The organism is Candidatus Accumulibacter meliphilus (genome assembly GCF_036625345.1).
Taxonomy (GTDB): Bacteria; Pseudomonadota; Gammaproteobacteria; order Burkholderiales; family Rhodocyclaceae; genus Accumulibacter; species Accumulibacter meliphilus.
In genome coordinates this window covers 19,618-45,807 of sequence record NZ_JAZKTZ010000010.1, presented here as the reverse complement: position 1 = coordinate 45,807, position 26,190 = coordinate 19,618, and the positions used below count along the sequence as shown (strand labels likewise).

Below are 26,190 nucleotides of genomic sequence, written 5' to 3'. Positions count from 1 at the left end.
TTCCAGTGTGTCGGACACGCCTACCGTGATGCCGGGCAAATGCCCATCGGTAGACAAGGTGCTCTACAACTAAACAGCGGCCGTCCGAAGACGGCCGCGATCATGCAGTCGTACTGGCTAAAGCCTTGTCACGCCAGTGCCACCACCGCATCTGCCTTGTGCTTGGCCTCACCCTGCTCGTTGGCGCAGGTTAACTCGAGGCGTACACATTTCTCGCCGTTCTGTTCCAGTTTCTCGACGACCTTGCCGGTACAGACCATGCTTTCGCCGATCCAGGTGATCGCCGTGAAGCGAACCCCGAAAGTGCGGATCGCCTCCTGCGGCACCCATTGCGTCAGCAGGCGACCGAGGTAGGCCATGCCCAGCATGCCATGCGCAAAAACGTCCTTCAGCCCTTTCGAGCGGACGTAGTCCTGGTCGAGGTGCAGGGGATGGTGATCGCCCGAGCCGGTCGCGTACAGCGCCAGGGTTAGACGAGACACCGGCTCCGTGGTGAACGAAGGGATCTCGTCGCCCACGTTGATTGCGTCAAAATTCGGTATTGTCATCGACTTTCCCCTATGCCCTGATGACGATCACAGTGCGCAGATCGCACACCGCTTCGCCCTGCCGGCTGACCTTGACATCCTTGACGATGAACTGCAAAGCACCGTTCTTCTTGTCGTAGATATCCGTCACCTGACCGTCAAAATCCAGCGTATCACCGGAATAGACCGGCTTGTGATACGTGAAAATCTGCTCGCCGTGCAGCATCTTGCCGAAGTCACAGCCCATGGTCGCGATGTAGTCGAAAGGCTCATCCTTGTCCATGTCCATGCAGAAAAAGAAAGTCGGCGGCACCAGAACGCCTGGCAGTCCCGCCTTCCTGGCGGCGGCTTCGTCAAAGTAGAGCGGGTTCGTTTCTCCCGTCGCCTTGGCGAACCACTTCAGTTGCCACGCCGTCGGGGTGACCGAGTGTGGCGGCACTCTCATGCCTATGTGTTTCTTGTCAATCAACATCTGCTTCACTCCTCGCCCACCCCGCAACCCAAGCTTACGGAGTGGGAATCCTCGTTGGCGACTCGATCAGAGAACTTCGATGGCAATCGCTGTTGCTTCACCACCACCGGCGCAAAGGCCGGCGATACCGCGCTTGAGACCACGCGCCTTGAGCGCATAGAGCAGCGTCACCAGAATCCGCGAACCGGTTGCACCGATCGGATGACCAAGCGCGCAGGCACCGCCATTGACGTTGACCTTGTCACGCGGCAGTTTGAGGTCGCGCATCGAGGCCATGGTCACCGCCGCGAAAGCTTCGTTGATCTCCCAGAGGTCGACGTCCTCGGTCTGCCAGCCCACTTTCTTGAGCAGCTTCTGGAAAGCGAACACCGGCGCCGTGGTGAACCACGACGGCTCCTGCGCAAAGGTCGAATGGCCGACGATACGGGCCAACGGCGTGATGCCGGCAGCCTTGGCATCCGATTCGCGCATCATCACGAGCGCTGCTGCGCCATCGGAAATCGACGACGAGTTGGCTGGCGTAACCGCACCGTCCTTCTTGAAGACAGGCTTCAGCTTCGAGATCTTTGACGCATCGCATTTCATCGGCGTTTCGTCGAGCTCGACCACCGTATCGCCCTTGCGGGTGCTGACCGTGACCGGCGCGATTTCGTTCTTGAAGAGGCCACTGGTGACGGCATTCTGTGCCAGGGTCACCGACTCGACAGCAAAGGCATCCATCTCTTCGCGCGTGAAAGCGTACTTGTCGACGCACAGCTCGGCAAACACACCCATCGGCTTGCCTTTTTCGTACGCATCCTCGAGGCCATCAAGGAACATGTGGTCGTGCAACACACCATTACCCAGCCGGTAGCCCGAACGGGCGGTGGTCAGGACGTGCGGTGCGTTGGTCATCGACTCCATACCGCCGGCAATGGCGATGTTGACCGAACCGGCAAGCAGCTCGTCATGCGCGATCATCACTGTCTTCTGCGCCGAGCTGCACATCTTGGTCAAGGTGGTACACGGCACCGAGGTCGGCAAACCTGCGCCGAGCACGGCCTGACGCGCCGGCGCCTGGCGCACACCGGCCATCAGGCAGCAGCCCATCAGGGCTTCGTCGATGTCCTCGACCTTGACGCCCGCCTGCTCGACGGCGGCCTTGATGGCGACGGCGCCGAGCTCGGGCGCGGTAACTGCTGAAAACTGGCCCTGGAAAGAACCGACGGGGGTGCGCTTGGCACCTACGATGACAACTGATTCACTCATGTAACACTCCTTTCATGCAATGGGTATTGGCGGTATGGCCAACTCAAAGTTCGCGTGGGGCCGGCGATTACTTCGGAGCCATGCGGATCGAACCGTCGATGCGGATCACTTCGCCATTCAGGTACGAGTTCTCGCAGATGTGCTGAACGAGAGCGGCGTATTCGGCCGGCTTGCCCAGGCGCGAGGGGAAGGGAACCATCTGGCCCAGGGAATCCTGAGCGGCTTGCGGCAGGCCTTTGAGCATCGGCGTTTCGAAGATGCCTGGCGCGATGCACATCACCCGGATGCCGTGCGCGGCCAGTTCACGCGCCACCGGCAGCGTCAAGCCAGCCACCGCGGCCTTCGAGGAAGCATAGGCTGCCTGACCGATCTGACCATCGAAAGCGGCAACCGAGGCGGTATTGACGATCACGCCACGCTCGCCCTTGTCGTTCGGCTCGTTCTTGCTCATGGCGTCAGCGGCCAGACGAATCATGTTGAAAGTGCCGACCAGGTTGATGCTCACCACTCGCGCAAAGGTGGCCAGATCGTGCGGGCCATTGCGGCCGAGCACTTTCTTGGGGGGGGCGACGCCGGCACAGTTGACCAGCCCGTGCAGCCCACCGAATTCATTCACTGCCATTTCGATGGCCGCAGTGGCGCTCGCTTCATCGGTCACGTCGGTCTTCGCGAAGCGAGCGTTTGCCCCCAACTCCGCCGCCTGCGCCTCACCGGCAGTGGCATCGATGTCGACGATCACCACTTTGCCACCCGCACGAACCAAGTTGCTCGCCGTCTCTGCGCCGAGTCCTGAACCCGCGCCTGTTACCACAAACACACTACCGTTGATTTGCATTTTAACCCCCAAAAAAATATCGCGACATCACGCGATGTCGCGCTACTGGTCCATGCCGACGTCGATCGTTGCGACCCGACATCGGCACGGAAGAATACGGTCCCCCGCTGACCCGACGCCATCCTGGTGACGCCGCAGCCGTGCCTGCGAAAATACTGCCCAGTGAAAAAATCGCACTGGCGGTCCGCCTCCCTGCTCACTGCGTCGCCGTGCCTACTTCCCGGCGGGACCGGTCGCAGCGACGAGCAATCGTGGCATTGTCGAATGCCGAGTGCTACTGAGTCAAGCTCTTGCTCTGCTCTGCAGCCCTGACGCATGACCCAGCCGAATCAGGCTCATTTGCCGGTAACGCCCGCTTTTGCGGTCGAGGCGGTCAAATTGCGGTTGGCTAGCGGCAAAGGACGGGTGGTGGAGTCAGCCAGGAGGATGCCGAAAGAATTTTTTGGACGGCGGTACGATCGCCAGGCGAGCCTTTCCGAACGCGGCGTACGCCGCGCTCGAGAGGATGTTTCGGGTACGCCTGTGTGAGGTCACTCAAGTTGAAGCAGGAATGGAGCGGCGAGGAGCGCGCGGATTCGTGCTGGGTCGAGCCAGGGGGCGGCGCAGGAGCTTCGAATGAAGGCGATGGCACCGCGCACGCCGAGTTGCTGATAGAGATCGCGTAGCTGTCGGGTGAAGCGTGCCAGGGTATTGAACACATGCGCCAGGCGCATGAGGAGGTGATAGCCTTTCATGGCATTCCAGTCGAGGGCAAAGGCATGCTCGTAGTGGTAGCCCTGATGTTTTTCGACGAGGAAGCCCGCTTCGATGCCCCAGCGGTGGCGGGCCCCGAGGTTGCAGCGCTCATGGACATTGTCTTGGCTGAGCGGTTGGCTGGAGAGCCAGGTGTGGCGCGATGTTTCGGTGACGGTCCTGGCCTGTTCATCGATCTTCTCCCAGCTTTCCTCACAGACCACCAGATTCAGCTTGAGACGCTGACGCCCGTTGGCAGCGAAGGCGTAGTCGATGTCGTTGACCCAGCTGAAGTGTTGTCGGCGTCTTCCCCAACCGCGCTGCACAACTTGTGGCTTCAGGGCGTGGAGCGCGCGGAACTCCTGCCAGACCGTGGACAAATCCTTGTCCTTGAGCACGATCATGAACTGCCAGTGGGCGCGCAAGCAGCGCCGCATCACCGGCCCGTTGGCGTAGAGGCCGTCGAGCAGGAGCAGGATCGGCAGGCGGGGGAACAGCGTCTTGAGCCGGTCGCTCAAGCGCACAAAGCCGCGCAGCTCGCAGTCCTGCTTTTGCGCTTCGGGTTCGCCCAGCGCGTGTTCGAGGAACTCGCTGAGCAGTGGGATGACCAGGCCGTTGTGGAAGGCAAAGCTGGCCTCGAGGACGTAGACGAAGTACTGGGTGTGACGGGTTTCGTCCTTGCCGACGGTACGTTGCAGGAGTTCCTCCGTCCAGAGGGTGTCGCCAGCGAGCTTCTGTGAGCCGTCGATGGCGATCGGATAGCAGTGGTCGATCAGATAGCGGCGAAAGTTCTTGCCGCGAATCAGCCGCCTCACCAGATCGACGTGGGCCTGTTCGAGCTGTTCAAGGTCGATGTCGCGCAACAGCCGAAACAGGGTGTCGGCGTGTGGCAGGGTATCGATCTCCGGGAACAGCAGGTGGAGGTTGGCCATGAACTGGGGACGGGATATTTCGCGGTTGGTCTCGCGCCGGGAGGAGAACTGAAAGACGAACATCAGCAAGCCGTAGAGCAGAAGCACGGTCAGCTTGTGCCGGCGCTTTTTGGGATCTCTCGGGTCGGGAATTTGTTCCAGTTGAGCGAGCAAGGCGGGCAGCTCTTTGCGCAGGAGGCGCATCTGTTTGCTCACGGCGTCCTCGCGGTGTTCCTCGTCGACGGTCGCGAAGGCCGAGCTTCTGTTGGGCAATGGAGCGGCTGAGTGGGGGACTTGTCCCGTTGCGCGCAGCTTCGCGTTCAGTACCTTCTCCTGCCGTTTCTTCTCTGAGCGCAGCTTCTTGATGGCCACGCGTGTCGGGCGACGGCAAGGTTTGCTCATGACCGCGGGCTCCCCGGCGCGGCACACAACGAGGCGCAAGCATCCGAGGTCAGCGCTTTGACCCACACCTGACGGGGCGTGCTGTGGTACGACTGGCCGGGGCGGGCCAGCCCGCGCCCGCTGCTTGCCCCAAGCAACTGCCAACCGGCGGCACGGTAGCAGGTGCCGGCATAGTGACGCGGATCGACGAAGGTCTCCAGCAGCAGGGGCTCGAAGCCCCAGTGCTCGAGCCAGTCCGCGCGTGCGCGGCGCGCGAGTTGCCCGAGCACATGGCTGGCCAGATGGGGTACGCGGACGTGCGGAAAGATCAGGAAGCGGCTGTTGTTCACCACCCGCGCCAGGTTCTCGCGGCGGGCCTGGGGCGTCCAGCCGATCCAGCGGTCGCGCACGGCTACCGCGCGGGCAGCACCGGCCAGAAGGACGCAGCCCAGCCGCCGGTCGCCCGCCTTGATGAAGTAGCGCAGCCGGTAACCGAAGGCCCCCTGGAAACCCAGCGGGTGCCAACGCGCCACCAGCGCATCCCACTGCGCCACCCGGGTCGCGTCGCGAACCACTGCCAGGGACACCGGCGCGAGCGCCGACAGGGCGCAGTGCACCGCCGGCTCGGCAACGGGGGTGGCGGATGCCGAGGGCGGCGCGCAACGGCGCGGCGGCGAGGGCCTCAACGCAGGTAGGACCAGCAATCCGGCCGCCTGCAAACGTTCCAGGAACTCCAGGCAGGCGCTGATCTTCGCCGTCCCCGTCAGGGTGGTCCACCCCAGGTGCTCGCAGACCGTCGCCGCCAACTCCTTGCGTGCCAATCCCGGCAGCCACGCGACCGTCGCGCAGAGCTCGGCAATCTCCGTAGCACTGAACACGCGACCGCAGTGCACCCATTCCCCCGCACTCGTTGCAAGCATCGCAAGACCTCCGACTGAAGCGCAGATTGATTACGCTCCACCTATCCTGCCAGAAGTCCGCCCGGCTGTCTAGCCCTCTTGTGCGAAGGTTTTTTTTGCCTGCCCACCGCAACGCCTTGCCACTACTGGGCCGGCGTCGTCATGCTTCAGCGCTGACTGCTCTGCAGCCCTGACGCATGACCCAGCCGAATCAGGCTCATTTGCCGGTAACGCCCGCTTTTGCGGTCGAGGCGGTCAGATTGCGGTTGGCTAGCGGCAAAGAACGGGTGGTGGAGTCAGCCAGGAGGATGCCGAAAGAATTTTTTGGACGGCGGTACGATCGCCAGGCGAGCCTTTCCGAACGCGGCGTACGCCGCGCTCGAGAGGATGTTTCGGGTACGCCTGTGTGAGGTCACTCAAGTTGAAGCAGGAATGGAGCGGCGAGGAGCGCGCGGATTCGTGCTGGGTCGAGCCAGGGGGCGGCGCAGGAGCTTCGGATAAAGGCGATGGCACCGCGCACGCCGAGTTGCTGATAGAGATCGCGTAGCTGTCGGGTGAAGCGTGCCAGGGTATTGAACACATGCGCCAGGCGCATGAGGAGGTGATAGCCTTTCATGGCATTCCAGTCGAGGGCAAAGGCATGCTCGTAGTGGTAGCCCTGATGTTTTTCGACGAGGAAGCCCGCTTCGATGCCCCAGCGGTGGCGGGCGCCGAGGTTGCAGCGCTCATGGACATTGTCTTGGCTGAGCGGTTGGCTGGAGAGCCAGGCGTGGCGCGATGTTTCGGTGACGGTCCTGGCCTGTTCATCGATCTTCTCCCAGCTTTCCTCACAGACCACCAGATTCAGCTTGAGACGCTGACGCCCGTTGGCAGCGAAGGCGTAGTCGATGTCGTTGACCCAGCTGAAGTGTTGTCGGCGTCTTCCCCAACCGCGCTGCACGGCTTGTGGCTTCAGGGCGTGGAGCGCGCGGAACTCCTGCCAGACCGTGGACAAATCCTTGTCCTTGAGCACGATCATGAACTGCCAGTGGGCGCGCAAGCAGCGCCGCATCACCGGCCCGTTGGCGTAGAGGCCGTCGAGCAGGAGCAGGATCGGCAGGCGGGGGAACAGCGTCTTGAGCCGGTCGCTCAAGCGCACAAAGCCGCGCAGCTCGCAGTCCTGCTTTTGCGCTTCGGTATCGCCCAGCGCGTGTTCGAGGAACTCGCTGAGCAGTGGGATGACCAGGCCGTTGTGGAAGGCAAAGCTGGCCTCGAGGACGTAGACGAAGTACTGAGTGTGACGGGTTTCGTCCTTGCCGACGGTACGTTGCAGGAGTTCCTCCGTCCAGAGGGTGTCGCCAGCGAGCTTCTGTGAGCCGTCGATGGCGATCGGATAGCAGTGGTCGATCAGATAGCGACGAAAGTTCTTGCCGCGAATCAGCCGCTTCACCAGATCGACGTGGGCCTGCTCGAGCTGTTCAAGGTCAATGTCGCGCAACAGCCGAAACAGGGTGTCGGCGTGTGGCAGGGTGTCGATCTCCGGGAACAGCAGCTGCAGGTTGGTCATGAACTGGGGACGGGATATTTCGCGGTTGGTCTCGCGCCGGGAAGAGAACTGAAAGACGAACATCAGCAAGCCGTAGAGCAGAAGCACGGTCAGCTTGTGCCGGCGCTTTTTGGGATCTCTCGGGTCGGGAATTTGTTCCAGTTGAGCGAGCAAGGCGGGCAGCTCTTTGCGCAGGAGGCGCATCTGTTTGCTCACGGCGTCCTCGCGGGCCTTTTGTTCCTCGTCGACGGTCGCGAAGGCCGAGCTTCTGTTGGGCAATGGAGCGGCTGAGTGGGGGACTTGTCCCGTTGCGCGCAGCTTCGCGTTCAGTACCTTCTCCTGCCGTTTCTTCTCCGAGCGCAGTTTCTTGATGGCCACGCGTGTCGGGCGACGGCAAGGTTTGCTCATGACCGCGGGCTCCCCGGCGCGGCGCACAGCGCGGCGCAAGCATCCGAGGTCAGCGCTTTGACCCACACCTGGCGGGGCGTGCTGTGATAGGACTGGCCAGGGCGGGCCAGCCCGCGCCCGCTGCTTGCCCCAAGCAACTGCCAACCGGCGGCACGGTAGCAGGTGCCGGCATAGTGACGCGGATCGACGAAGGTCTCCAGCAGCAGGGGCTCGAAGCCCCAGTGCTCGAGCCAGTCCGCGCGTGCGCGGCGCGCGAGTTGCCCGAGCACATGGCTGGCCAGATGGGGTACGCGGACGTGCGGAAAGATCAGGAAGCGGCTGTTGTTCACCACCCGCGCCACGTTCTCGCGGCGGGCCTGGGCCGTCCAGCCGATCCACTGATCGCGCACGGCCACCGCGCGGGCAGCACCGGACAGCAGGACGCAGCCCAGCCGCCGCTCGCCCGCCTTGATGAAGTAGCGCAGCCGGTAACCGAAGGCCCCCTGGAAACCCAGCGGGTGCCAGCGCGCCACCAGCGCATCCCACTGCGCCACCCGGGTCGCGTCGCGAACCACTGCCAGGGACACCGGCGCGAGCGCCGACAGGGCGCAGTGCACCGCCGGCTCGGCAACGGGGGCGACTGGGGCGGCGGATGCCGATGGCGGCGCGCAACGGCGCGGCGGCGAGGGCCTCAACGCAGGCAGTACCAGCAATCCGGCCGCCTGCAAACGCTCCAGGAAATCCAGGCAGGCGCTGATCTTCGCCGTCCCCGTCAGGGTCGTCCAGCCCAGGTGCTCGCACACCGTCGCCGCCAACTCCTTGCGTGCCAATCCCGGCAGCCACGCGACCGTCGCGCAGAGCTCGGCAATCTCCGTCGCGCTGAACACGCGACCACAGTGCACCCATTCCCCCGCACTCGTTGCAAGCATCGCAAAACCTCCGACTGAAGCGCAGATTGATTACGCTCCACCTATCCTGCCAGAAGTCCGCCCGGCCGTCTAGCCCTCTTGTGCGAAGGTTTTTTTTGCCTGCCCACCGCAACGCCTTGCCACTACTGGGCCGGCGTCGTCATGCTTCAGCGCTGTCTGCTCTGCGCTTACGCGTCAGCTACTCCGAGAGCAAAGCGCTTGCTGTGATGGCCGCCGACCTGGTTTCTGCCAGCACCCTGACCCAATCACCGCCGTCCCGTGCCAACAGCGGCCAGTGCAAACCAGTGCTGCCAGCCGACCGCAGGCGTTGCGCGCGCTGATCCAGGAAAGCAGCCTGCAAAAGTTGACCTGGATCAGTCCGCCAAAGGCCCGATGCCTTAGCATTTTCGCTTTGGCCGAAGCGCTTCGTGGCACAGACTGAGGGGCACTCTGGCATCCATTGGACGAAACCCCATGAGCGAGAATCCGAAGCAATCCATACAGCCCCTCTTTGAGCCCGGCGCCAACGACGCTGCCCCACCGCCCGCCGGCTTCTCCCGCCGCCTCAGCGATCGCCACACGCTCGAGTCCAGCGCGCTGGAAGATATCGACCGCATGACCAACATCGCGCTTGGCAAACTGTGCGGTGGCGTTTCACCAGCGTCACTGGCCATGGCCTACCTCGACTGGACGGTGCACCTTGCCTCTTCACCCGGGAAACAGTTTCAACTGGGCGCCAAGGCGATACGCAAGGCGATGCGTCTGGGCAGCTATGCCCTGACTTCGGCAATCGCCGGCAACGCCGAGCCGTGCATCGAACCACTTCGCGGCGACCACCGTTTCGACCATCCCGGCTGGCAACGCTTTCCCTACAACGTCATCTACCAGGGCTTCCTGCTCAATCAGCAGTGGTGGCACAACGCCACCACCGACGTGCGCGGCATTGCGAAGCACAATCAGGCCTCGGTTTCGTTCACCGCCCGCCAGATCCTCGACATGGCTGCGCCGTGCAACCTCCCCTTCCTGAACCCCGAGATCGCCGAAACAACCCTCACGGAGCGCGGCGCCAATCTGGCGCGCGGCGCAAGCAACTACCGTGAGGACTTCAGGCGTTCGCTGCGCGACGAGCCGCCCGCCGGGGTGGAAGCCTTCCGCGTTGGAGAGAACCTGGCCATCACCCCCGGCAAGGTGATCTACCGCAATCACCTGATCGAGCTGATTCAATATTCACCGAGCACCGACACCGTTCAGCGCGAACCGGTACTGATGCAATCGGCGTGGATGATGAAGTACTACATCCTCGACCTCTCGCCGCACAACTCGCTGGTCAGGTACCTCGTCGAGCACGGCCATACGGTGTACATGATCTCCTGGCTCAACCCGGGTCCCGAACACCGCAATCTGGGCATGGAAGACTACCGCCGGCACGGCACGCTGGCTGCGGTGGACGCCATCGCCGAGATGCAACCCGGGCGCAAGATCCACGGCGTCGGCTACTGCCTGGGGGGTATTCTGCTGATCATCACCGCCGCAGCCATGGCCCGCGACGGCGACGACCGCCTGGCCAGCGTCTCCCTATTCACCACCATGACCGATTTCACCGAAGTCGGCGAAATCAACGTTTTCATGGACGCCAGCGAAGTAACCCTGCTCGAAGACATGATGTGGCAGAAAGGCTACCTCGATCACAAGCAGGTTTCCGGAGGCTTCCAGGTTTTGAAGTCCGCCGACCTGATCTGGTCGAAAATGGTCCGCGAATATTACCTCGGACATCGCGAGCCGATGTTCGACCTCATGGCCTGGAACGCCGACGGCACGCGCATGCCCTATCGCCAGCACTCCGAGCTGCTGCGCCGACTGTACGTTGACAACGAACTTTTCGAAGGCAAGTACATGGTCGAAGGCCGCGCCATTTCGATCAGCGACATTCACTGCCCGATCTTCGCCGTTGCCGCCGTCGCCGACCATGTCGCCCCCTGGCACTCGGTCTACAAACTGCACCTGCAAAGCGATGCCACGGAACTGACTTTCGTCCTCACCAGCGGCGGCCACAACGTCGGCATCATCAACGAACCCGGCCACCCACGCCGCTCCTTCCAGCTCAGCGTCTGCCACGAAGGCGACCGCTGCATCGACCCGGAAACCTGGAAAGAACGTACCCCGAGCACCGCCGGCTCGTGGTGGCCGGTGTGGCAGCAGTGGCTGACGCGACACTCATCAGGCAGCGAAGCGCCACCGAGCATGGGTGCTGCCGACAAGGGCTACCCGCCGCTGTGCGACAGCCCGGGAACCTACGTGCTGCAGAAGTAGCCGGCATCCCTCGGCCGCCAGCACCTGCAGAACGTCGACGACGAGACCAGGAGCCTCTTCGTTGCTGGCGGGCTTCCATCAATCTACCGGGCCTTGGTGGCCTTGTTTGGTCGAGCGGCGCCGCGCTTGCAATCTCCCCTTGTTTCCGGAACAATAACCAAGCGCTTGCTTTCTTAGCACGTTCTTGCCATCTTCCGGAACCCACTCCATGAACCTGAGCACCGGCACCGTCGCGCCTTCCCCACCGCCTTCCCCCTACCCTCACTTGCTGGCCCCGCTCGATCTGGGCTTCACGACGCTCAAGAACCGCGTGCTGATGGGCTCGATGCACACTGGGCTCGAAGAGGAACAGAACGGCTTCGCGCGCATGGCCGCGTTCTATGCCGAACGCGCCCGCGGTGGCGTCGGGCTGATCGTCACCGGCGGTTTTTCGCCCAATCTGGCGGGGCGGGTCTACCACTTCGGTTCGCAGCTCAGTTTTCCCTGGCAGGTGCGCAAGCACCGCCTGATCACCGCGGCCGTGCATGCCGCCGACGGCAAGATCGCGTTGCAGATCCTGCATACCGGCCGCTACGCCTACCACCCGCTGAACGTCGCGCCGTCGAAGCTGCGCGCGCCGATCAACCGCTTCACGCCGCGCGCGCTGAGTGAGTGGGGCATTCGCAAGACCATCGGTGACTACGTGCGCTGCGCTCAGCTGGCTCAGACGGCGGGCTACGACGGCGTCGAGATCATGGGCTCCGAGGGTTACCTGATCAACCAGTTCATCGCCCAGCAAACCAACAAGCGCAACGACCAGTGGGGCGGCGCTTTCGAAAACCGCATCCGCTTCGCGGTCGACACGGTGCGCGCAACACGCGAGAAAGTCGGCCCGAACTTCATCATCATTTTCCGCCTGTCGATGCTCGATCTGGTCGAAGGCGGCAGCAGCTGGGACGAAGTGGTGCAACTCGCCAAAGCCATCGAAGCGGCCGGCGCGACCTTGATCAATACCGGGATCGGCTGGCACGAGGCGCGTATCCCGACCATTGCCACCATGGTTCCGCGCGCCGCTTTCGCCTGGGTGACCAAACGCCTGAAGGGTTTGGTGAGCATCCCGCTGATCACCACCAACCGCATCAACACGCCGGAAGTCGCCGAGGAGGTGCTGGCCTCGGCAAGCGCGGACATGGTGTCGATGGCTCGCCCCTTCCTGGCCGATGCCGATTTCGTCAACAAGGCGGCGGCCAACAGGAGCGACGAGATCAACACCTGCATCGCCTGCAACCAGGCCTGCCTGGACCACATTTTCAAGGGCAAGTTGAGCAGCTGCCTGGTCAATCCACGTGCCTGCCACGAAACCGAGCTGATCATCGAGAAGGCGCTGACACGCAAGAAAGTTGCCGTCGTCGGCGCCGGGCCGGCCGGCTTGGCCTGCGCCACCACGGCCGCCGAACGCGGCCACGCGGTCACCTTGTTCGAAGCGGCCGACCAGATCGGCGGCCAGTTCAACATCGCCAAGCGGATTCCCGGCAAGGAGGATTTCGCCGAGACGCTGCGTTACTTCGGGCGGCGCATCGAAACCAGCGGCGTGACCCTGCAGTTGAATCAGCGCGTCGATGCCGAACTGCTCAAGGCCGGCGGCTTCGACCATGTCGTGCTGGCCACCGGCATCAGCCCGCGTCAGCCCGCCATCGCCGGCATCGACAGCGACAAGGTGAGCAACTACGTCGACCTCGTCGAAGGCCGCAAAGTGGCCGGCAAGCGCGTGGCCATCATTGGCGCCGGCGGCATCGGCTTCGACGTCGGTGAGTTTCTGACCCACGCACACGACGAGCGGAGCGAAAGCGAACGCTTCAATGACGAATGGGGTATCGACCCGAGCTACGCGCATCGCGGCGGCCTCAAGCCGGCGCTCGATGAGCCGGCGCCGCGGCAGGTCTTCCTGCTGCAGCGCAAGTCGTCGAAAGTCGGTGACGGCCTGGCCAAGACCACCGGCTGGATTCGCCGCACCCTGCTCAAGAAGCGCGGCGTGCAGATGATCGGTGGCGTGAACTACGAGCGCATCGACGACGCCGGCCTGCACATCACCGTCGATGGCAAAGCGACGACGCTGCCGGTCGACACCATCGTCGTCTGCGCCGGACAGGAATCGCGCCGCGAACTGCTCGCCCCCTTGCAGGCCGCCGGCATTCCGGTGACGCTGATCGGCGGTGCCGACGTCGCCGCCGAACTCGACGCCAAGCGCGCCATCGATCAAGGCACGCGGGTCGCCGCGGCGCTGTGATAATGGCTCGCCCGCACAAGCATCTCCGGCAAGCCGGTGCACGCCGGCTGCGCCGCGACGCCCGGGCCTGAGCCGATGCCCAGGCGAAAAGCAGAAGCCGGGCTCGAGCCCAATCGCCGCGCCGAGTTGCTGCGCGCAGCCGCCCGACTGTTCGTCGAAAAAGGTTTCGACGCCACCACCACGCGCGACATTGCCGACGCGGTCGGCATGCGCTCGGGCAGCCCTTTCTACCACTTCCGCAGCAAACAGGAACTCCTCAAGACGGCCATGGTGGAGGGACTCGACGCCGGCTACGCGCGCCTGCTCGCCGCCATCGACGGCATCACCGACCCCGAACAGCGACTGCGCATCCTGGTTCGCACTCACCTCGGCACCCTGCTCGAAGGTGAATGCCATGCGCCAATGCTGCTCGGCGAAACACGCGCCCTCGACGCCGCCGCGCACGCCGAAATCGCCGCCGCTTTCGACCGCTATCAAGTGCCGTGGCAGACCACCCTCGACGAACTGCAGCACAGCGGCAAGCTCGCTTCGGCGGCGGCGCCGGTGCGGCTGCTGCTCTTCGGCATGCTCAACGGGTCCAAACACTGGTATCGCCCGGACGGAAAGCTGTCGCTCGATGAACTCGCCGATAGCGCGGTGGCGTTGCTGCTCGGCGAGTCGCGACCAACGGTGCCAGCAACAGGCACGCCCCAAGTGCCATGTTGACGACCCCCGCCCCTCCGTCACTGCGAGGAGCGCAGCGATGCGGCAGTCCAGCGCCACTTTCTCGCCATAGCCGTTTTCTCGACTTTCGATCAGCCAACGCGACTTTCACGCCACGAGCACACATGAACGTAACGCCAGACTTCGATCTGCAGCCCACACTTATCGGCGAAAGAATTTCCCTTCGTCCCCTGCAAGCCGGTGATTTCGCGCCGCTCTACGCGGCCGCGTCTGATCCCGCGATCTGGGAGCAGCATCCGGAGCCCTTGCGCTATCAACGCGCAGTCTTTGCAGGCTTCTTTGCCAGCGCCCTCGCCTCCGGCGGTGCGCTGGTGGCTATCGACAATCAGTCAGGCGCGGTGATCGGTTCGTCCCGCTACTACGACTGGAATCCCGACGCCAGGGAGGTGACCATTGGCTATACCTTCCTTGCCCGCAGTCATTGGGGGGGAACCAGCAACCGCGAAATGAAGCAACTCATGCTCGGCCACGCCTTCCTGTTCGCGAAAGCCGTCTGGTTCCATATCGGCCGCGACAACCGCCGTTCGCGCAGGGCCATGGAAAAGATCGGCGGCCAACTGTCGCACGAGGCCAGAGTCGAAGCGAACGGCGTCGCACACGACTACGCCTTCTACAGGATTGAAGCGCCACAGTGAACCAGTGCGCCAATCATGGACAGCTCATTCCAACCGCTGCCCACGCTTCGCGCACTTGAGCCACACTCCGGATTCATGGCGCTCCAGCGTACGTCACAGCCTTGGCAGCCGATCTTCTCTCAGTTCGGTGTATCCGCTTGCAAACGCCAGGCTGAGTCGGTTTGCAAGTGCTGCGCTGACAGACGTAGAATGGACAGACGCAGACTCATTAGCACCTTAAAGCACATTCAACATCTTAAGCAGCGAGGGGGCGGAAATGACTATTCGAATTGCGGCCGCGTTGACAGCGGCGGCCTTACTCGCCTGCTCAGCGTTGGCACGGGCCGAAACCACGCTCACCATCGCCACCGTGAATAACGGCGACATGATCCGGATGCAGGGGCTCTCTGAGGCGTTCGAAAAAACCCATCCCGAGATCAAGCTCGACTGGGTGGTGCTGCAAGAGAACGTGTTACGCCAGCGCGTCACTACCGACATTGCGACCAACGGCGGCCAGTTCGACGTGCTGACAATTGGCACCTACGAGGCCCCCATCTGGGCTGAGCGAGGGTGGCTTGTGGCGCTCGACAATTTGCCGGCGGACTACGACCCCGATGATATCCTGCCGCCAATCCGCGAGGGCCTGTCGTTCAAGGGCAAGATGTACGCCGTGCCGTTTTACGGCGAGTCTGCATTCACCATGTACCGCACCGATCTGTTCAAGAAAGCTGGGCTCGATATGCCCGAAAAGCCGAATTGGGATTTCATCAAGGAAGCTGCCCGCAAGCTGGCCGACAAGAGCAATGAGGTTTATGGCATTTGCCTGCGTGGCAAGCCGGGCTGGGGGGAGAACATGGCGTTCCTCATGGCCATGGCCAACTCCTATGGCGCTCGCTGGTTCGATATGAGCTGGAAACCGCAGTTCGACGGAGAAGCATGGAAGGCGACGATCACCGATTACGTCGAACTGATGAATGAAGTCGGCCCGCCAAACGCTTCAGCCAATGGCTACAAAGAAAACCTGGCCCTGTTCCGGGCAGGCAAGTGCGCGATCTGGATCGACGCGACCTCGGCTGGCCAGTTCGTGACCAACGCGGACTCTGCTGTGGTCAACAGTGTGGGCTTCGCGCTCGCGCCGGACAAAGGCCTGGGCAAGAGCGCAAACTGGCTCTGGGCCTGGGCGCTGGCAATTCCCGAGAGTTCCGTCAACAAGGATGCGGCGAAAAAATTCGTGGCCTGGGCCACTTCGAAGCACTACCTGGAACTGGTCGCGTCGAAGGAAGGCTGGTCGAACGTACCTCCGGGCACCCGTCGGTCGCTTTATGAAAACCCGGCGTATCTCGACGCGGCGCCCTTTGCCAGGCTAACGCTCGCGTCGATCCAGGCAGCCGATCCGAACCATCCGACCGTCGAACCCGTCCCCTATACCGGAATTCAGTTTGTCGCCATCCCGGAGTTCCAGAGCATCGGCACCGCGGTGGGTAACCGCTTCGCAGCGGCACTGTCGGGAGCGATCCCGATCGATGAAGCACTTGGCAACGCCCAGTGGGTGACTGGGAAGGTCATGGAGCGCGCCCGCTTCCTCGAAGGAGGCCATGCCGCTCAATAGCGCCTCCGCGATCCACCACTTACCTCACATGGCATGCCCGGATGCGGACGGTGGGCGATGGTTGACCGCCTATCACTTCTACTGAATTGAAACGACCTAGAACACCAGTAGTGCTGGAGGGAAAAATGACTCACACCACCTTTGATCCTGAACGCCTAATAGCGGAAATTGACGACGAACAACTACCCGTGCCCAAGCACAGGCTGCATGGCGCCGCTCACTTCCTGGGCCTCTATGGTTCCGAACACGTTGCTGCGACCGAATTCGTCATTGGCGCCGCATTCGTGGCCATGGGCGCGACGATCCAGGACATTCTGATCGGGCTGCTCATCGGCAATACGCTGGCCGTGCTGAGCTTCTGGCTCATCACCGCGCAGGTCGCGGTGAAAACGCGGCTCAGTCTCTACACCTATCTCGATTACAACATGGGTGAGCTGTTCTCGCGGCTCTATAACGGTGCCAATGTGCTGATCTTCGTGGCCATCTCGGCCGCTATGATCACCGTGTCGGCGACGGCGATTCGGGTGCTCTTTGACATTCCTCCACAGATCTACCCGTATCCCACCAGCATGTCTTTCATAATCATTGCCGCCTCAGCAAGCGTGATCGCCGTGGTCGTGGCCTATTATGGTTTCAATGTGGTGGCCGAGTTTGGCACCATTTGCACACCCTGGCTGATGGTGATGTTCACGGCGGGCGGCATGGTGCTGATCCCGGCGTTGAACGAAGCGCTGACCGGCTACACCACTTTGGCGAGTTTCTCGGATTTCGTGAGTTTGGCGGGAACGACCGTGTTTACCGGCATCAATGCTCAAGGGGAACCCGGCATCGGATTGTGGGAAGTGATCGGCTTCGCCTGGGCGGCGAACACTTTTGCGCATTTTGGCCTGATTGACATGGCGCTCCTGCGCTACGCTAAGAAACCGATCTATGGCCTGTGTACCGCAACCGGCATGATGTTCGGCCACTACATCGCCTGGATTTCTGCGGCGCTCATGGGGGCGGCGACGGCGGCGATCATGAAATTGAGTATCGCTGTTGTTGACCCCGGTGATGTTGCCTATTACGCGCTGGGTCTCACCGGTTTTGTGATCGTCATCATCGCGGGATGGACAACGGCCAACCCCAACCTCTATCGAGCAGGTCTCGCGGCTCAAGCGGTATTCCCTAACGTCGCACGCCAAAAAGTCACGCTTGCCGTCGGGACCGTGGTGGTGATCGGCAGCTGTTTCCCGTTCATCTTCCGCAGCATCCTGCCACTTATTGCCTACGCGGGACTTGTCCTTGTGTCGATCGGCGGCATGGTATTCGCCGAACAATTCATCTTCCCCCGGCTCGGCTACAAGACCAATTGGCACCGCCTGAAAGGCGTCAAGGACAACAAGCCGGCGCTGATCACCTGGGCGATCTGCCTGGTGTTCGGCTTTGGGTTGGACTTCCTGAATATCATCCCGTACGTCTATCTGTTCCTGCCAACCTGGGCTCTCTCGATCATCCTCTACACCATCTTGGCGAAGAAGGCCGGCGCTGATCAGAGCTATCCTGAAGCCGAGAAACGAGAGCAGGAATTCGCTAGAAAAGTCGAAGAGTATCATGCCCAATTGGCGGTGCAGGAAAGCCATATACACCATATACATGTCAAAGACACGTCCGTTTTGACCAAAGTAATTCGGGCGGTGTGGATTTTGATCGGATTGGTACTGCCGGCTATTCTCGCATGGCGTGTCCTGTTCAACAGCCTGGATCTTTACGACTACTACGTCAATCGTGAGTTGTTTTATGACCTGACCATCTGGTGCACGCTCATCTACTTTGTTTTTGCCTACTGGGGTTTGCAGCGTTCGAAGGCGCTTCATAGATCCGCGATGCCGGGGGTGGCAAAGCCCGCAGTTTAAGGACGCGAAGCCACAGCGACCGGGGTGGGGTGACGCCCGCAATGTCGGCGCTGGCGCCTCGATGCGTTGAGGACGGATGGTTCAAGGAGAGGGGATGAATAAGGGATTTACAGTGGCGGGAATCGGCGAGTTGCTTTGGGATGTGTTTCCACAGCACAAGCGTCTCGGCGGCGCCCCGGCCAATTTTGCGTTCCATTGTTACCAGCTCGGCGCGAAAGCCTATCCGGTGAGCTGCGTGGGGACAGATGAACTGGGACTGGGCCTTCGCAACAAGCTTCGGGAAATGGGGGTGGACGCCAGCTATGTCCTGGAAAGCGACAGCTTCCCTACCGGAACGGTGCAGGTGACCCTGAATGATGAGGGCAAACCTTCCTATCGGATCGTCGAGAATGTAGCATGGGATCATATTGCGTTCACCAGCGACCTCAAGGCGCTGGCGGCGACCCTGAATGCCGTGTGTTTTGGATCGCTTTCGCAACGCTCGCCGGTTTCGCGCGCAAGCATCCACGCCTTTTTGCGGCAGATGCCGGAGGCGGCGCTGAAGATTTTCGACGTGAATCTGCGCCAGTCCTATTTTTCGCAGGAGCAAGTTGAGGACTCACTACGGCTCGCGTCGATTTTGAAGCTCAGCGACGAAGAGCTTCCGGTGCTGGCCGGCTATTTCGGCCTGCGCGGCGATGTAATGGATCAACTCAATGAACTGCGTGAACGGTTTGACCTGGCGCTGGTGGCCTACACGCGCGGTCCGGATGGAAGCGTGCTGGTACGAGGCGACGAAGTAGACGTCGCCCCGGGAGTGGCGGGACTTGCGGTGGACTCGGTTGGAGCCGGGGACTCATTCACGGCGTCGCTCTGCATGGGCGTGCTGAAGGACTGGCCGCTGAGCAGAGTGAATGCGTTTGCCAACCGGGTCGCCTCGTTTGTCTGCTCGCAGAAGGGTGCAACCCCGTTGCTGCCCGAAGATCTGAAGACATTGTGAGCGACATCAGACCAAAGCGCTCAACAAATAGCCTGAGAAAATAACGATAAGGCTCATAGGGAGTTTGTCATGACGGAACCCGTTCAACTCAAGCAGGAAAACCTTCACCGCCTCGCCGACGAAATCGCTCGTCCATCCTATGACCGGAGCAAAGTCAAAGCCGGCATCGTCCATATCGGGGTCGGTGGATTCCACCGATCGCACCAAGCCTATTACACCGACGCGCTGCTGAGCGACTCCGATGCGTCCGACTGGGGCATCTGCGGCGTCGGCCTGCGCGATGCAGACCGCAAGATCGGCGATATCCTGAAAGCGCAGGACTATCTCTACACCTTGATCGTGAAGCATCCCCAGGGAACGATCGAAACCTGCGTTATCGGTTCACTCATCGATTTCATGCTCGCCTGCGACGATCCCGGCGCCGTCATCGACAGGATGGCCAGCGCGGACACCAAGATCGTTTCGCTGACGATTACGGAAGGAGGCTACAACTTCAACCCCGCCACGGGCGAGTTCGACTTCGAGAATCCCGATGTGCGACACGATCTTGAACATCCGTCCAGCCCGAAAACGGTGTTCGGCTATCTCACCGCCGCGCTCAAGAAACGCCGCGCCTTGGGGCTCCCGGCCGTCACCATTCAGTCCTGCGACAACATTCAGCACAACGGCGACATGACGCGCAAGATGCTTTTGGCGTTCGCCCACAAGCAGGACGCCGATCTCGCGCGCTGGATCGAGAGCGAGGTGTGCTTCCCGAATGCCATGGTGGACCGGATCACGCCCGTAACAACGCCGGAGGATATCGCCTACCTGCGTAGCGCAATGGGATTGGCGGACCAATGGCCGGTCACCTGCGAGCCGTTCACCCAATGGGTTATCGAAGACGATTTTTCCATTGGCCGGCCGGCGTGGGAAAAAGTCGGGGCGCAGTTTGTTCCCGACGTCACGCCGTACGAGAAAATGAAAATACGCTTGCTCAACGCCGGGCATTCGGTCCTCGGGATGCTCGGTTCGATCCACGGACACAAGACCATCGACGGCTGCATGGCGGATCCGCTTTTTGCAACCTATGTGCGCCGGTTCATGGATGTCGAGGCCACGCCGGTGCTGGATCCGGTTGCGGGCGTCGAGTTGGAAGCCTATAAGGACAGTCTGATCGAGCGCTTTGGAAACCCGAACATCAAGGACAGCGTGGCACGAATTTGTCTGGAAAGTTCAGCCAAGCTGCCGGTATTCCTGGTCCCGACAATCACCGAAAATCTGGAGCGGGGCGGCAGCATCAAATTCGCCGCCCTGGTCGTCGCCGCGTGGTGCTTCTATAGCGACAAGGGCGTCGACCGACACGGCGCGCGGCTCGATATCGTGGACGCCATGAAGGACGAGTTGCATCAAGCCGCAAAGGGGACTTCGGATGACACGCTGTCATTCCTCAAGCTGGAACCCATCTTCGGCGATCTCATCGGCGACGAAACATTCACGGCGGTGTATTCGGAAATGATCGAAGCCCTCTATGAAAACCCCGACATCTCGGCGAGGATGAAAAAGCTGCTGTAAGCAGCGAAGGGAGGCCGTCCACACATGAACCCCTTGGAGAGATTCACTGGCGGCGTGGACGGCCAGAGCATTAATATTGTCGCCGAGGATTTTAGCGCTGAAGTCTTGTTGTGCGGCCAGCCAGGACATGCCCGAGAGTTGCTCCAGTGCCAGACGGTGCTTGATCCGTTTGAACGCCTCCTCGATTCGCCACCGAGAGTGATAGAGGCCGCCGAACGCGGCGGCGGGGAAGGCGTTCATGCCGAGGAGCGAGGTGACGAGGACGCGCACCTTGTGGCCGAACACCTGGCGAATGAGGCGAACTTCGCTCGGCGTGGCGGCGATTTCGTAGTCGAGCGCGTCCTGTTTGCAGGGGGCTGGCAGCATCACAACCTGCTCGGCCAAGCCTGATCGGCGGAATGTGGTGGCGGGGCACAAGGGACATCCTTTGGCAGTAAAAAAACACCGTAAGGGCCGCAGAAACCGCCTGAAGGGGGCTCGCGGTCGCGGCACGCTTGCCAAGGAGAAGCCTCCGGTTTTCGGCATGATCCAGCGCGGCGGTCAAGTCGTCATCCGCATGCTCGAAAACGTCCGCCAAGTCATGATACAACCGCTGATCCAGGCCACCATCGCGCCGGGCACCCTAGTGCTGACCGACGAGTATGACATTTACGGCCGCCTGCCTGAGTGGGGCTACAATCACAAGACCGTCTGCCACAGCGCCCGCGAGTACGCCCGCGATGAAGACGGCGACGGCTTCCACGAGGTTCACGTCAACACCATCGAGGGCTTTTGGTCCTTGCTGCGCTCCTGGCTGCGGCCTCACCGCGGCATCTCCCAGGAAAGTCTTCCTCTCTACCTCGGCTTCTTCGAGTTCGTTCACAACGCCAAAAATCGCGGAAAGCGACTTCTCGAATCCCTCTTGGGGTTGCTCCTCAGCTAACAACCCGAAACACATAATGAGCCATGTTTTTTTTAGCCCGCAGGATTCGACCACCGCTTTCAGTGCTTTCTGAACGCCGCCGCGGTCGAGCGGTGTTCTGGCCGTGCGTGCGCCCGCCGAGCCACCGCGGCGATTGGGAAACAGCAGGACGGGATGACGGTGGCGCTGCCAGAAACGGCGCAGGAGTTGGTAGGTGGCCGTCGGCAGTGGCACCAGGCGATCCTTGTTGCCCTTGGCATCGTGGATATGCACGCGCCCCCGCGCCGCATCGATGTCGGCGACCGTCAGCCGCAAGCCTTCACCCAGGCGCAGGCCGAGACTGTAGAGAGTAAAGAAGAAGACGCGGTAACTGAGCACCTGCGTAGCCAAAAGAATCCGCTCGGTCTCCTCGACCGTGACGATGTCCGGCAGGCGCTGTGAGCGCGGCGGCTTGATCAGGCCGGGTGCCACCCAGGGCTTCTTCAGCACGTGCTCGTAGTAAAACTTGAGCCCGTACAGATCGAGCTTGACCGAACTCCAGGCGTGCGTCTCACGCAGGTCGGCGAAGTAATCCAACAGGTCGGCCTCGCTCAGATCGTCGATCTGATGAGCGAAGTAGCCTCCCACCCGCCGGATGGCGCGTGAATACGCCTCGATCGTCTTCGGCTGCAAGCCCTTGAGCGTCAGGTGCTTCTGGTGCAGCTCGTAGTTCGTGTCAAAATTCGTCGTTGCGACAGCGGATATGTCTTCCATCTTGCGGTAACCTCGCATTCATCATGAACATCCCTCGGATGAGGGGCGAGGTGACATCTTGACTTCAACACGACTGCAGGGCCGCGGTTTCCTCCGCGTAGCGGCTTCGTCCAACTACGAGCTATGCATAATGGCCGTTATGGATAGATGTTCATAACGGCCAATTGCTGCCGCACACCGTTTCCACAAAGCCGCCATCTGAGCGACCGCTGTTCTTCGAGACCTGCCGTATGACAAATCCCCACAGCTAGGCCGCTGTCATCATTCACCGAGTCCAGAAAGCTGTCGTTCACCAACGGCTGCATCTAATAGCCGCGCATTTCGGCTCCCGACCCAGCGAGTAGAGCCGTTTACGCCACCGGCAAGTCCGCCGGGGGCTAACGACTGCCACAATTCCATTCGCATATTGCCAAAAGTTGACTTTGAGGCTGTTTTCGCCTGAGTTCGGATGCAAGGGGTTGGCGATCTGCACGCACTTGAAGCCGTGGCGTCCCCATACTTTCTCATTTCTGCCTGCCTGACGGATGTGTCGGGTTCCTTTACATGAGTCTCGCCAGCGCTATCGAACGGACCACAGTAGCATGCTCTAAGTGCTTGTCGCATATAGAAAACATTACGCCTGTTACGTTATTGGCACGAGTTTTGCTTATCTCCAAATGTGTCAATATATTGCCTTGACTTGGAGAAACTCACATGAAAAAGACTACACGTGCTTTAGGCACATTGGCCATCGCTCTATGTTCCGGTGCTGCCTCGGCAGCCCCGATTTTCTGGACCGATTGGACTGGCGACGACCTGGATCCCGGAACCGGCTTTCAGGCACAAGGGACGATCACGACGGGTAGTTCATCCGTCACTGTGACCTACACGAATGCGCAGGGCATCGGCTTCTATCAGCCGAGCGGTGGCATCGACTATTGGCAGAACAATCGAGCCGGAAGGAATCCGGCGACGTCGCCATACACCAGTGATGCCGTGGACAACATCCCGACTGATAACGACATCGTCGCCCTGAGTACAAGGGGGTCGCAGACCCTGAACTTCTCGCAGGCGATCGCCAACCCGGTATTTGCGTTCGTCAGCCTCAACGTCAACGGTTATGCCTTCAACCGGGATTTTGAGTTGCTCAGCCTCGGTGGTGTCGATGGCAACGATTGCGGCTATTGGGGTTGCGGCGGTGCCAGCAAGGTCGTCGTCGATCTTGGCGGGGGTAATTTTGAGTACCAGCTCAACAGCAACAATGCCGGTGGAAGCGAACCTCATGGTGCGCTTCGGTTCCTGGGAACGTTCGATACGGTCACGTGGCGCAGCAGTTCGAATGAGTACTGGAACGGTTTCACGGTTGGCGTGCAGGATACGGCAGTGGACTTCTGCAGCGCGAATCCGACTGCGCCCGGATGCACCTCCAGCGACGTTCCGGAGCCGGGCTCCCTGGCTTTGCTGGGCCTCGGACTGGCCGGTCTCGCCATCGGACGTCGCCAAAAACTCTGAGCGGGCGCTGGTTCTATTTTGAGAAAGAGGAGCTTCGGCTCCCTTTCGCATTTTCGCGTGTCGGTCGCTTAATGTGAAAGTCGCGCAAGCCGCTCACGAAGCGCCCTTCGCCCCTCGCGGGAGAATCGCGAGAGGTCGCCATGAAGCGGATTCGTTGCCTGTGTTTTCTGCTGCTCTGGTTCGCACTGGGAAGCTCGGCCCCAACATACGGCGCCGGCACCGTCACTAGGCACGCTGCCCTCCCTACTTTTGATGCGCATCTGCACTACAACTGGGAGCCGGTGCCGCATCTGCCGCTCGCAAGAGTGTTGGCCTTGTTCCGGGAAAACGAGGTCACCGGCATCCTCGCTACGAGTCGCCCAAATCACGGTACGCGTGCGCTCTATGAGGCACAGCCGAAAGACCTGTGGGTAGTGCCAATCATTCGTCCCTACCGGATACGCCCTGACGTCCAGACATGGATGAACGATCCGCAGACGGAAGAACTGATTGCCACCGACTTCAAGCGCGGCTATTACCGCGGCATCGGCGAATTTCATCTCTCAGGCCGCGCCGCTGAAGCACCCCAGGTCAAAAAGACCGTCGAGTTCGCTGTTAAGCACAATCTCTATCTGCACACCCACGCCGACGACAAAGCCCTGGAGATTCTCTACCGGCACAGTCCAAAGGCGCAAATCATCTGGGCGCACACCGGCTTTTCCACCGAACCGGCCAAGGTCGAAGCCTATCTTCAGCGTTATCCCAATCTATGGTGCGAACTGTCCTACCGCTACGGGATCACCGAAGGCGGGAAACTTACGCCCGAATGGCGGCGCCTGTTTGAAAAGTATCCAGAGCGCTTCCTGATCGGCTCCGATACGTGGGTGAACGAACGCTGGGACAACTACGGCAGCATCATGCTTGCGTACCGGGAATGGTTGCAGCAGCTGCCCGACGAGGTGGCAAAGGAAATCGCCTTCCGTAATGCCGAACGACTCTTCGGGAAAGCGGCGAAAGCGAAAGCGGTGAAAGCGCAGTGAGACCACGCTTACTCTTTGCAGCACTTTGGCCAGTCCCGGGCACTCGGCGCAGCGGCTGCGCCACGGCGCTCAGACCGCCCCCACCGCCCGCAGCCGCTCGATCGCGGCCTCATTCCAGCCGAGTTCCAGCAAAATCGCGTCGCTGTGCTGCCCGAGCGCCGGCACGGCATCCATGCGCGGCGTGAAGGAATCGACCTGACCGGGTGGCAGCAGGGCCGGGATCGGGCCCGACGGGGTATCGACCTCGGTCCAGCGGCCGCGCGCCTTGAGCTGCGGGTGCTCCCAGACGTCGTGCATGTCGTTCATGCGCGCGTTGGCAATCTGCGCGGCGTCGAGCCTGGCGATCAGCTGCTCCGAGCTGAGCCGCGCGAAGCCCTCGTCGATCAGTGCGCGCAGCTCGTCACGCGCCTGCGTGCGCCGCGAGTTCGACGAAAAGCGCGCATCGCTGGCCAGCTCTGGCGATTCGAGCACCTGCGCGCAAAAGACCTGCCACTCGCGCTCGTTCTGCAGGCCGAGCATCACCGTTTTGCCGTCACCGGCGGTAAACGGACCGTAGGGAAAAATCGTCGCGTGCGCAGCGCCAGCGCGCGGCGGTGGCGCCGCGCCGTCAAAAGCGTAGTACAGCGGATAACTCATCCACTCGACCATGCTTTCGAGCATCGACACTTCGATGTGACAGCCGCGCCCGCTCTTTCCCCGCTGCAGTAGCGCGGCCAGGATGTTGCTCTGCGCGTACATCCCGGCTGAGATGTCGGCGACCGAGCAGCCGGCCTTGGCCGGCGCATCGGGCAGGCCGGTCACCGAAAGGAAGCCGGACTCGCTCTGGATCAGCAGGTCGTAGGCTTTCTTGTCGCGATACGGCCCGTCGCTGCCATAACCGGAGATGTCGCAGACGATCAACAGCGGATGTCGTTCGCGCAGCGCTTCGTACGACAGGCCGAGACGCGCGGCAGCGCCGGGGGCCAGGTTCTGCACCAGCACGTCGGCCTGTTCCAGCAGCTTGTGCAGGATCGCCTCTGCCTCGGCGTGCTTGACGTCCAGCGTCAGGCTCTCTTTTGAGCGATTGGTCCACACGAAATGCGACGCCAGGCCACGCACGCGCTCGTCGTAGGCACGCGCAAAATCGCCGGTATGTGGTCGTTCAATTTTGATCACGCGGGCGCCAAGATCAGCCAACTGGCGGGTGCAGAAGGGCGCGGCGATGGCGTGTTCGAGAGTGACTACGGTGATGCCGTCGAGCGGGCGCATGGC

The 26,190-nt window shown here is 61.6% G+C and carries 19 protein-coding genes and 3 pseudogenes; 11 read left to right on the top strand and 11 right to left on the bottom strand.

Annotated features, from left to right (window positions below; translation table 11 throughout):
* Positions 1–128: 128 nt before the first annotated feature.
* From V5B40_RS19200 to V5B40_RS19165, 8 genes are all read right to left on the bottom strand, one after another.
* Positions 129–548 (bottom strand): MaoC/PaaZ C-terminal domain-containing protein, encoded by a 420-nt coding sequence (locus V5B40_RS19200; protein ID WP_332355995.1) that lies wholly within the window; start codon positions 546–548, stop codon positions 129–131.
* A gap of 10 nt (positions 549–558) precedes the next feature.
* Positions 559–999, bottom strand: coding sequence for a MaoC family dehydratase N-terminal domain-containing protein (locus V5B40_RS19195; RefSeq protein WP_332355994.1), 441 nt, complete (start codon positions 997–999; stop codon positions 559–561).
* A 66-nt stretch (positions 1,000–1,065) separates the two neighbouring features.
* The gene (locus V5B40_RS19190; RefSeq protein ID WP_332355993.1) at positions 1,066–2,247 is read right to left on the bottom strand and encodes an acetyl-CoA C-acyltransferase; all 1,182 of its coding nucleotides are present in this window, start codon (positions 2,245–2,247) and stop codon (positions 1,066–1,068) included.
* Between the two features lie 67 nt (positions 2,248–2,314).
* Positions 2,315–3,082 (bottom strand): 3-hydroxyacyl-CoA dehydrogenase, encoded by a 768-nt coding sequence (locus V5B40_RS19185; protein WP_169065437.1) that lies wholly within the window; start codon positions 3,080–3,082, stop codon positions 2,315–2,317.
* A 530-nt stretch (positions 3,083–3,612) separates the two neighbouring features.
* Positions 3,613–5,127: a transposase family protein gene (locus V5B40_RS19180; protein ID WP_332355992.1), complete on the bottom strand. Its 1,515-nt coding sequence runs from the start codon at positions 5,125–5,127 to the stop codon at positions 3,613–3,615.
* Complete coding sequence (locus V5B40_RS19175; RefSeq protein WP_332355991.1) at positions 5,124–6,026, bottom strand: Druantia anti-phage system protein DruA; 903 nt, start codon at positions 6,024–6,026, stop codon at positions 5,124–5,126. The genes V5B40_RS19180 and V5B40_RS19175 overlap by 4 nt, the downstream gene beginning before the upstream one ends.
* A gap of 391 nt (positions 6,027–6,417) precedes the next feature.
* The gene (locus tag V5B40_RS19170) at positions 6,418–7,938 is read right to left on the bottom strand and encodes a transposase family protein (protein ID WP_332353156.1); all 1,521 of its coding nucleotides are present in this window, start codon (positions 7,936–7,938) and stop codon (positions 6,418–6,420) included.
* Positions 7,935–8,846 (bottom strand): DUF4338 domain-containing protein, encoded by a 912-nt coding sequence (locus tag V5B40_RS19165; RefSeq protein ID WP_332353155.1) that lies wholly within the window; start codon positions 8,844–8,846, stop codon positions 7,935–7,937. The genes V5B40_RS19170 and V5B40_RS19165 overlap by 4 nt, the downstream gene beginning before the upstream one ends.
* Positions 8,847–9,299: 453 nt before the next feature.
* Here V5B40_RS19165 and V5B40_RS19160 point away from each other — a divergent pair, with 453 nt between their 5' ends.
* From V5B40_RS19160 to V5B40_RS19125, 8 genes are all read left to right on the top strand, one after another.
* Positions 9,300–11,135 carry a PHA/PHB synthase family protein gene (locus V5B40_RS19160; RefSeq protein ID WP_332355990.1) on the top strand — a complete coding sequence of 612 codons (1,836 nt, stop codon included), beginning with the start codon at positions 9,300–9,302 and terminating at the stop codon, positions 11,133–11,135.
* A gap of 208 nt (positions 11,136–11,343) precedes the next feature.
* Complete coding sequence (locus tag V5B40_RS19155; RefSeq protein WP_332355989.1) at positions 11,344–13,401, top strand: NADPH-dependent 2,4-dienoyl-CoA reductase; 2,058 nt, start codon at positions 11,344–11,346, stop codon at positions 13,399–13,401.
* A 75-nt stretch (positions 13,402–13,476) separates the two neighbouring features.
* Positions 13,477–14,106 carry a TetR/AcrR family transcriptional regulator gene (locus V5B40_RS19150; RefSeq protein ID WP_332355988.1) on the top strand — a complete coding sequence of 210 codons (630 nt, stop codon included), beginning with the start codon at positions 13,477–13,479 and terminating at the stop codon, positions 14,104–14,106.
* A gap of 122 nt (positions 14,107–14,228) precedes the next feature.
* A complete protein-coding gene (locus tag V5B40_RS19145; protein ID WP_332355987.1) occupies positions 14,229–14,759 on the top strand; it encodes a GNAT family N-acetyltransferase in 531 nt (176 codons plus the stop codon).
* 256 nt (positions 14,760–15,015) lie between these two features.
* The gene (locus tag V5B40_RS19140; protein WP_332355986.1) at positions 15,016–16,347 is read left to right on the top strand and encodes an ABC transporter substrate-binding protein; all 1,332 of its coding nucleotides are present in this window, start codon (positions 15,016–15,018) and stop codon (positions 16,345–16,347) included.
* A gap of 125 nt (positions 16,348–16,472) precedes the next feature.
* A complete protein-coding gene (locus V5B40_RS19135; protein WP_332355985.1) occupies positions 16,473–18,242 on the top strand; it encodes a purine-cytosine permease family protein in 1,770 nt (589 codons plus the stop codon).
* Between the two features lie 94 nt (positions 18,243–18,336).
* Positions 18,337–19,221: a carbohydrate kinase family protein gene (locus tag V5B40_RS19130; RefSeq protein ID WP_332355984.1), complete on the top strand. Its 885-nt coding sequence runs from the start codon at positions 18,337–18,339 to the stop codon at positions 19,219–19,221.
* A gap of 69 nt (positions 19,222–19,290) precedes the next feature.
* Positions 19,291–20,775 carry a mannitol dehydrogenase family protein gene (locus V5B40_RS19125; RefSeq protein WP_332355983.1) on the top strand — a complete coding sequence of 495 codons (1,485 nt, stop codon included), beginning with the start codon at positions 19,291–19,293 and terminating at the stop codon, positions 20,773–20,775.
* Positions 20,776–20,886: 111 nt separating this feature from the next.
* Here V5B40_RS19125 and V5B40_RS19120 read toward each other — a convergent pair.
* Positions 20,887–21,141 (bottom strand): annotated as a pseudogene (locus V5B40_RS19120) (transposase); the annotation flags it as partial.
* Positions 21,142–21,163: 22 nt separating this feature from the next.
* Between V5B40_RS19120 and V5B40_RS19115 the strand changes: the two are divergent.
* Positions 21,164–21,697 (top strand): annotated as a pseudogene (locus tag V5B40_RS19115) (IS1595 family transposase); the annotation flags it as partial.
* A 39-nt stretch (positions 21,698–21,736) separates the two neighbouring features.
* Here the strand turns inward: V5B40_RS19115 and V5B40_RS19110 are convergent.
* A pseudogene (locus tag V5B40_RS19110) lies at positions 21,737–22,429 on the bottom strand (tyrosine-type recombinase/integrase); the annotation flags it as partial.
* A 693-nt stretch (positions 22,430–23,122) separates the two neighbouring features.
* On the opposite strand from V5B40_RS19110, the gene V5B40_RS19105 reads away from it, so the two are divergent.
* Both V5B40_RS19105 and V5B40_RS19100 read left to right on the top strand, forming a co-directional pair.
* Positions 23,123–23,920 (top strand): PEP-CTERM sorting domain-containing protein, encoded by a 798-nt coding sequence (locus V5B40_RS19105; protein WP_332355982.1) that lies wholly within the window; start codon positions 23,123–23,125, stop codon positions 23,918–23,920.
* A gap of 140 nt (positions 23,921–24,060) precedes the next feature.
* A complete protein-coding gene (locus V5B40_RS19100; protein WP_332355981.1) occupies positions 24,061–24,939 on the top strand; it encodes an amidohydrolase family protein in 879 nt (292 codons plus the stop codon).
* Between the two features lie 69 nt (positions 24,940–25,008).
* On the opposite strand, the gene V5B40_RS19095 is transcribed toward V5B40_RS19100, so the two are convergent.
* Positions 25,009–26,187 (bottom strand): CaiB/BaiF CoA transferase family protein, encoded by a 1,179-nt coding sequence (locus V5B40_RS19095; protein WP_332355980.1) that lies wholly within the window; start codon positions 26,185–26,187, stop codon positions 25,009–25,011.
* Positions 26,188–26,190: the final 3 nt, after the last annotated feature.

Bases quoted from the DNA above. Each gene is read 5' to 3' on its own strand.
- V5B40_RS19165 (WP_332353155.1), bottom strand. From the start codon at position 8,846: ATGCTTGCAACGAGTGCGGGGGAATGGGTGCACTGTGGTCGCGTGTTC.
- V5B40_RS19125 (WP_332355983.1), top strand. From the start codon at position 19,291: ATGACGGAACCCGTTCAACTCAAGCAGGAAAACCTTCACCGCCTCGCC.
- V5B40_RS19145 (WP_332355987.1), top strand. From the start codon at position 14,229: ATGAACGTAACGCCAGACTTCGATCTGCAGCCCACACTTATCGGCGAA.
- V5B40_RS19095 (WP_332355980.1), bottom strand. From the start codon at position 26,187: ATGCGCCCGCTCGACGGCATCACCGTAGTCACTCTCGAACACGCCATC.
- V5B40_RS19170 (WP_332353156.1), bottom strand. From the start codon at position 7,938: ATGAGCAAACCTTGCCGTCGCCCGACACGCGTGGCCATCAAGAAACTG.
- V5B40_RS19200 (WP_332355995.1), bottom strand. From the start codon at position 548: ATGACAATACCGAATTTTGACGCAATCAACGTGGGCGACGAGATCCCT.
- V5B40_RS19180 (WP_332355992.1), bottom strand. From the start codon at position 5,127: ATGAGCAAACCTTGCCGTCGCCCGACACGCGTGGCCATCAAGAAGCTG.
- V5B40_RS19155 (WP_332355989.1), top strand. From the start codon at position 11,344: ATGAACCTGAGCACCGGCACCGTCGCGCCTTCCCCACCGCCTTCCCCC.
- V5B40_RS19160 (WP_332355990.1), top strand. From the start codon at position 9,300: ATGAGCGAGAATCCGAAGCAATCCATACAGCCCCTCTTTGAGCCCGGC.
- V5B40_RS19140 (WP_332355986.1), top strand. From the start codon at position 15,016: ATGACTATTCGAATTGCGGCCGCGTTGACAGCGGCGGCCTTACTCGCC.
- V5B40_RS19175 (WP_332355991.1), bottom strand. From the start codon at position 6,026: ATGCTTGCAACGAGTGCGGGGGAATGGGTGCACTGCGGTCGCGTGTTC.
- V5B40_RS19105 (WP_332355982.1), top strand. From the start codon at position 23,123: ATGAAAAAGACTACACGTGCTTTAGGCACATTGGCCATCGCTCTATGT.
- V5B40_RS19135 (WP_332355985.1), top strand. From the start codon at position 16,473: ATGACTCACACCACCTTTGATCCTGAACGCCTAATAGCGGAAATTGAC.
- V5B40_RS19185 (WP_169065437.1), bottom strand. From the start codon at position 3,082: ATGCAAATCAACGGTAGTGTGTTTGTGGTAACAGGCGCGGGTTCAGGA.
- V5B40_RS19130 (WP_332355984.1), top strand. From the start codon at position 18,337: ATGAATAAGGGATTTACAGTGGCGGGAATCGGCGAGTTGCTTTGGGAT.
- V5B40_RS19195 (WP_332355994.1), bottom strand. From the start codon at position 999: ATGTTGATTGACAAGAAACACATAGGCATGAGAGTGCCGCCACACTCG.
- V5B40_RS19190 (WP_332355993.1), bottom strand. From the start codon at position 2,247: ATGAGTGAATCAGTTGTCATCGTAGGTGCCAAGCGCACCCCCGTCGGT.
- V5B40_RS19100 (WP_332355981.1), top strand. From the start codon at position 24,061: ATGAAGCGGATTCGTTGCCTGTGTTTTCTGCTGCTCTGGTTCGCACTG.
- V5B40_RS19150 (WP_332355988.1), top strand. From the start codon at position 13,477: ATGCCCAGGCGAAAAGCAGAAGCCGGGCTCGAGCCCAATCGCCGCGCC.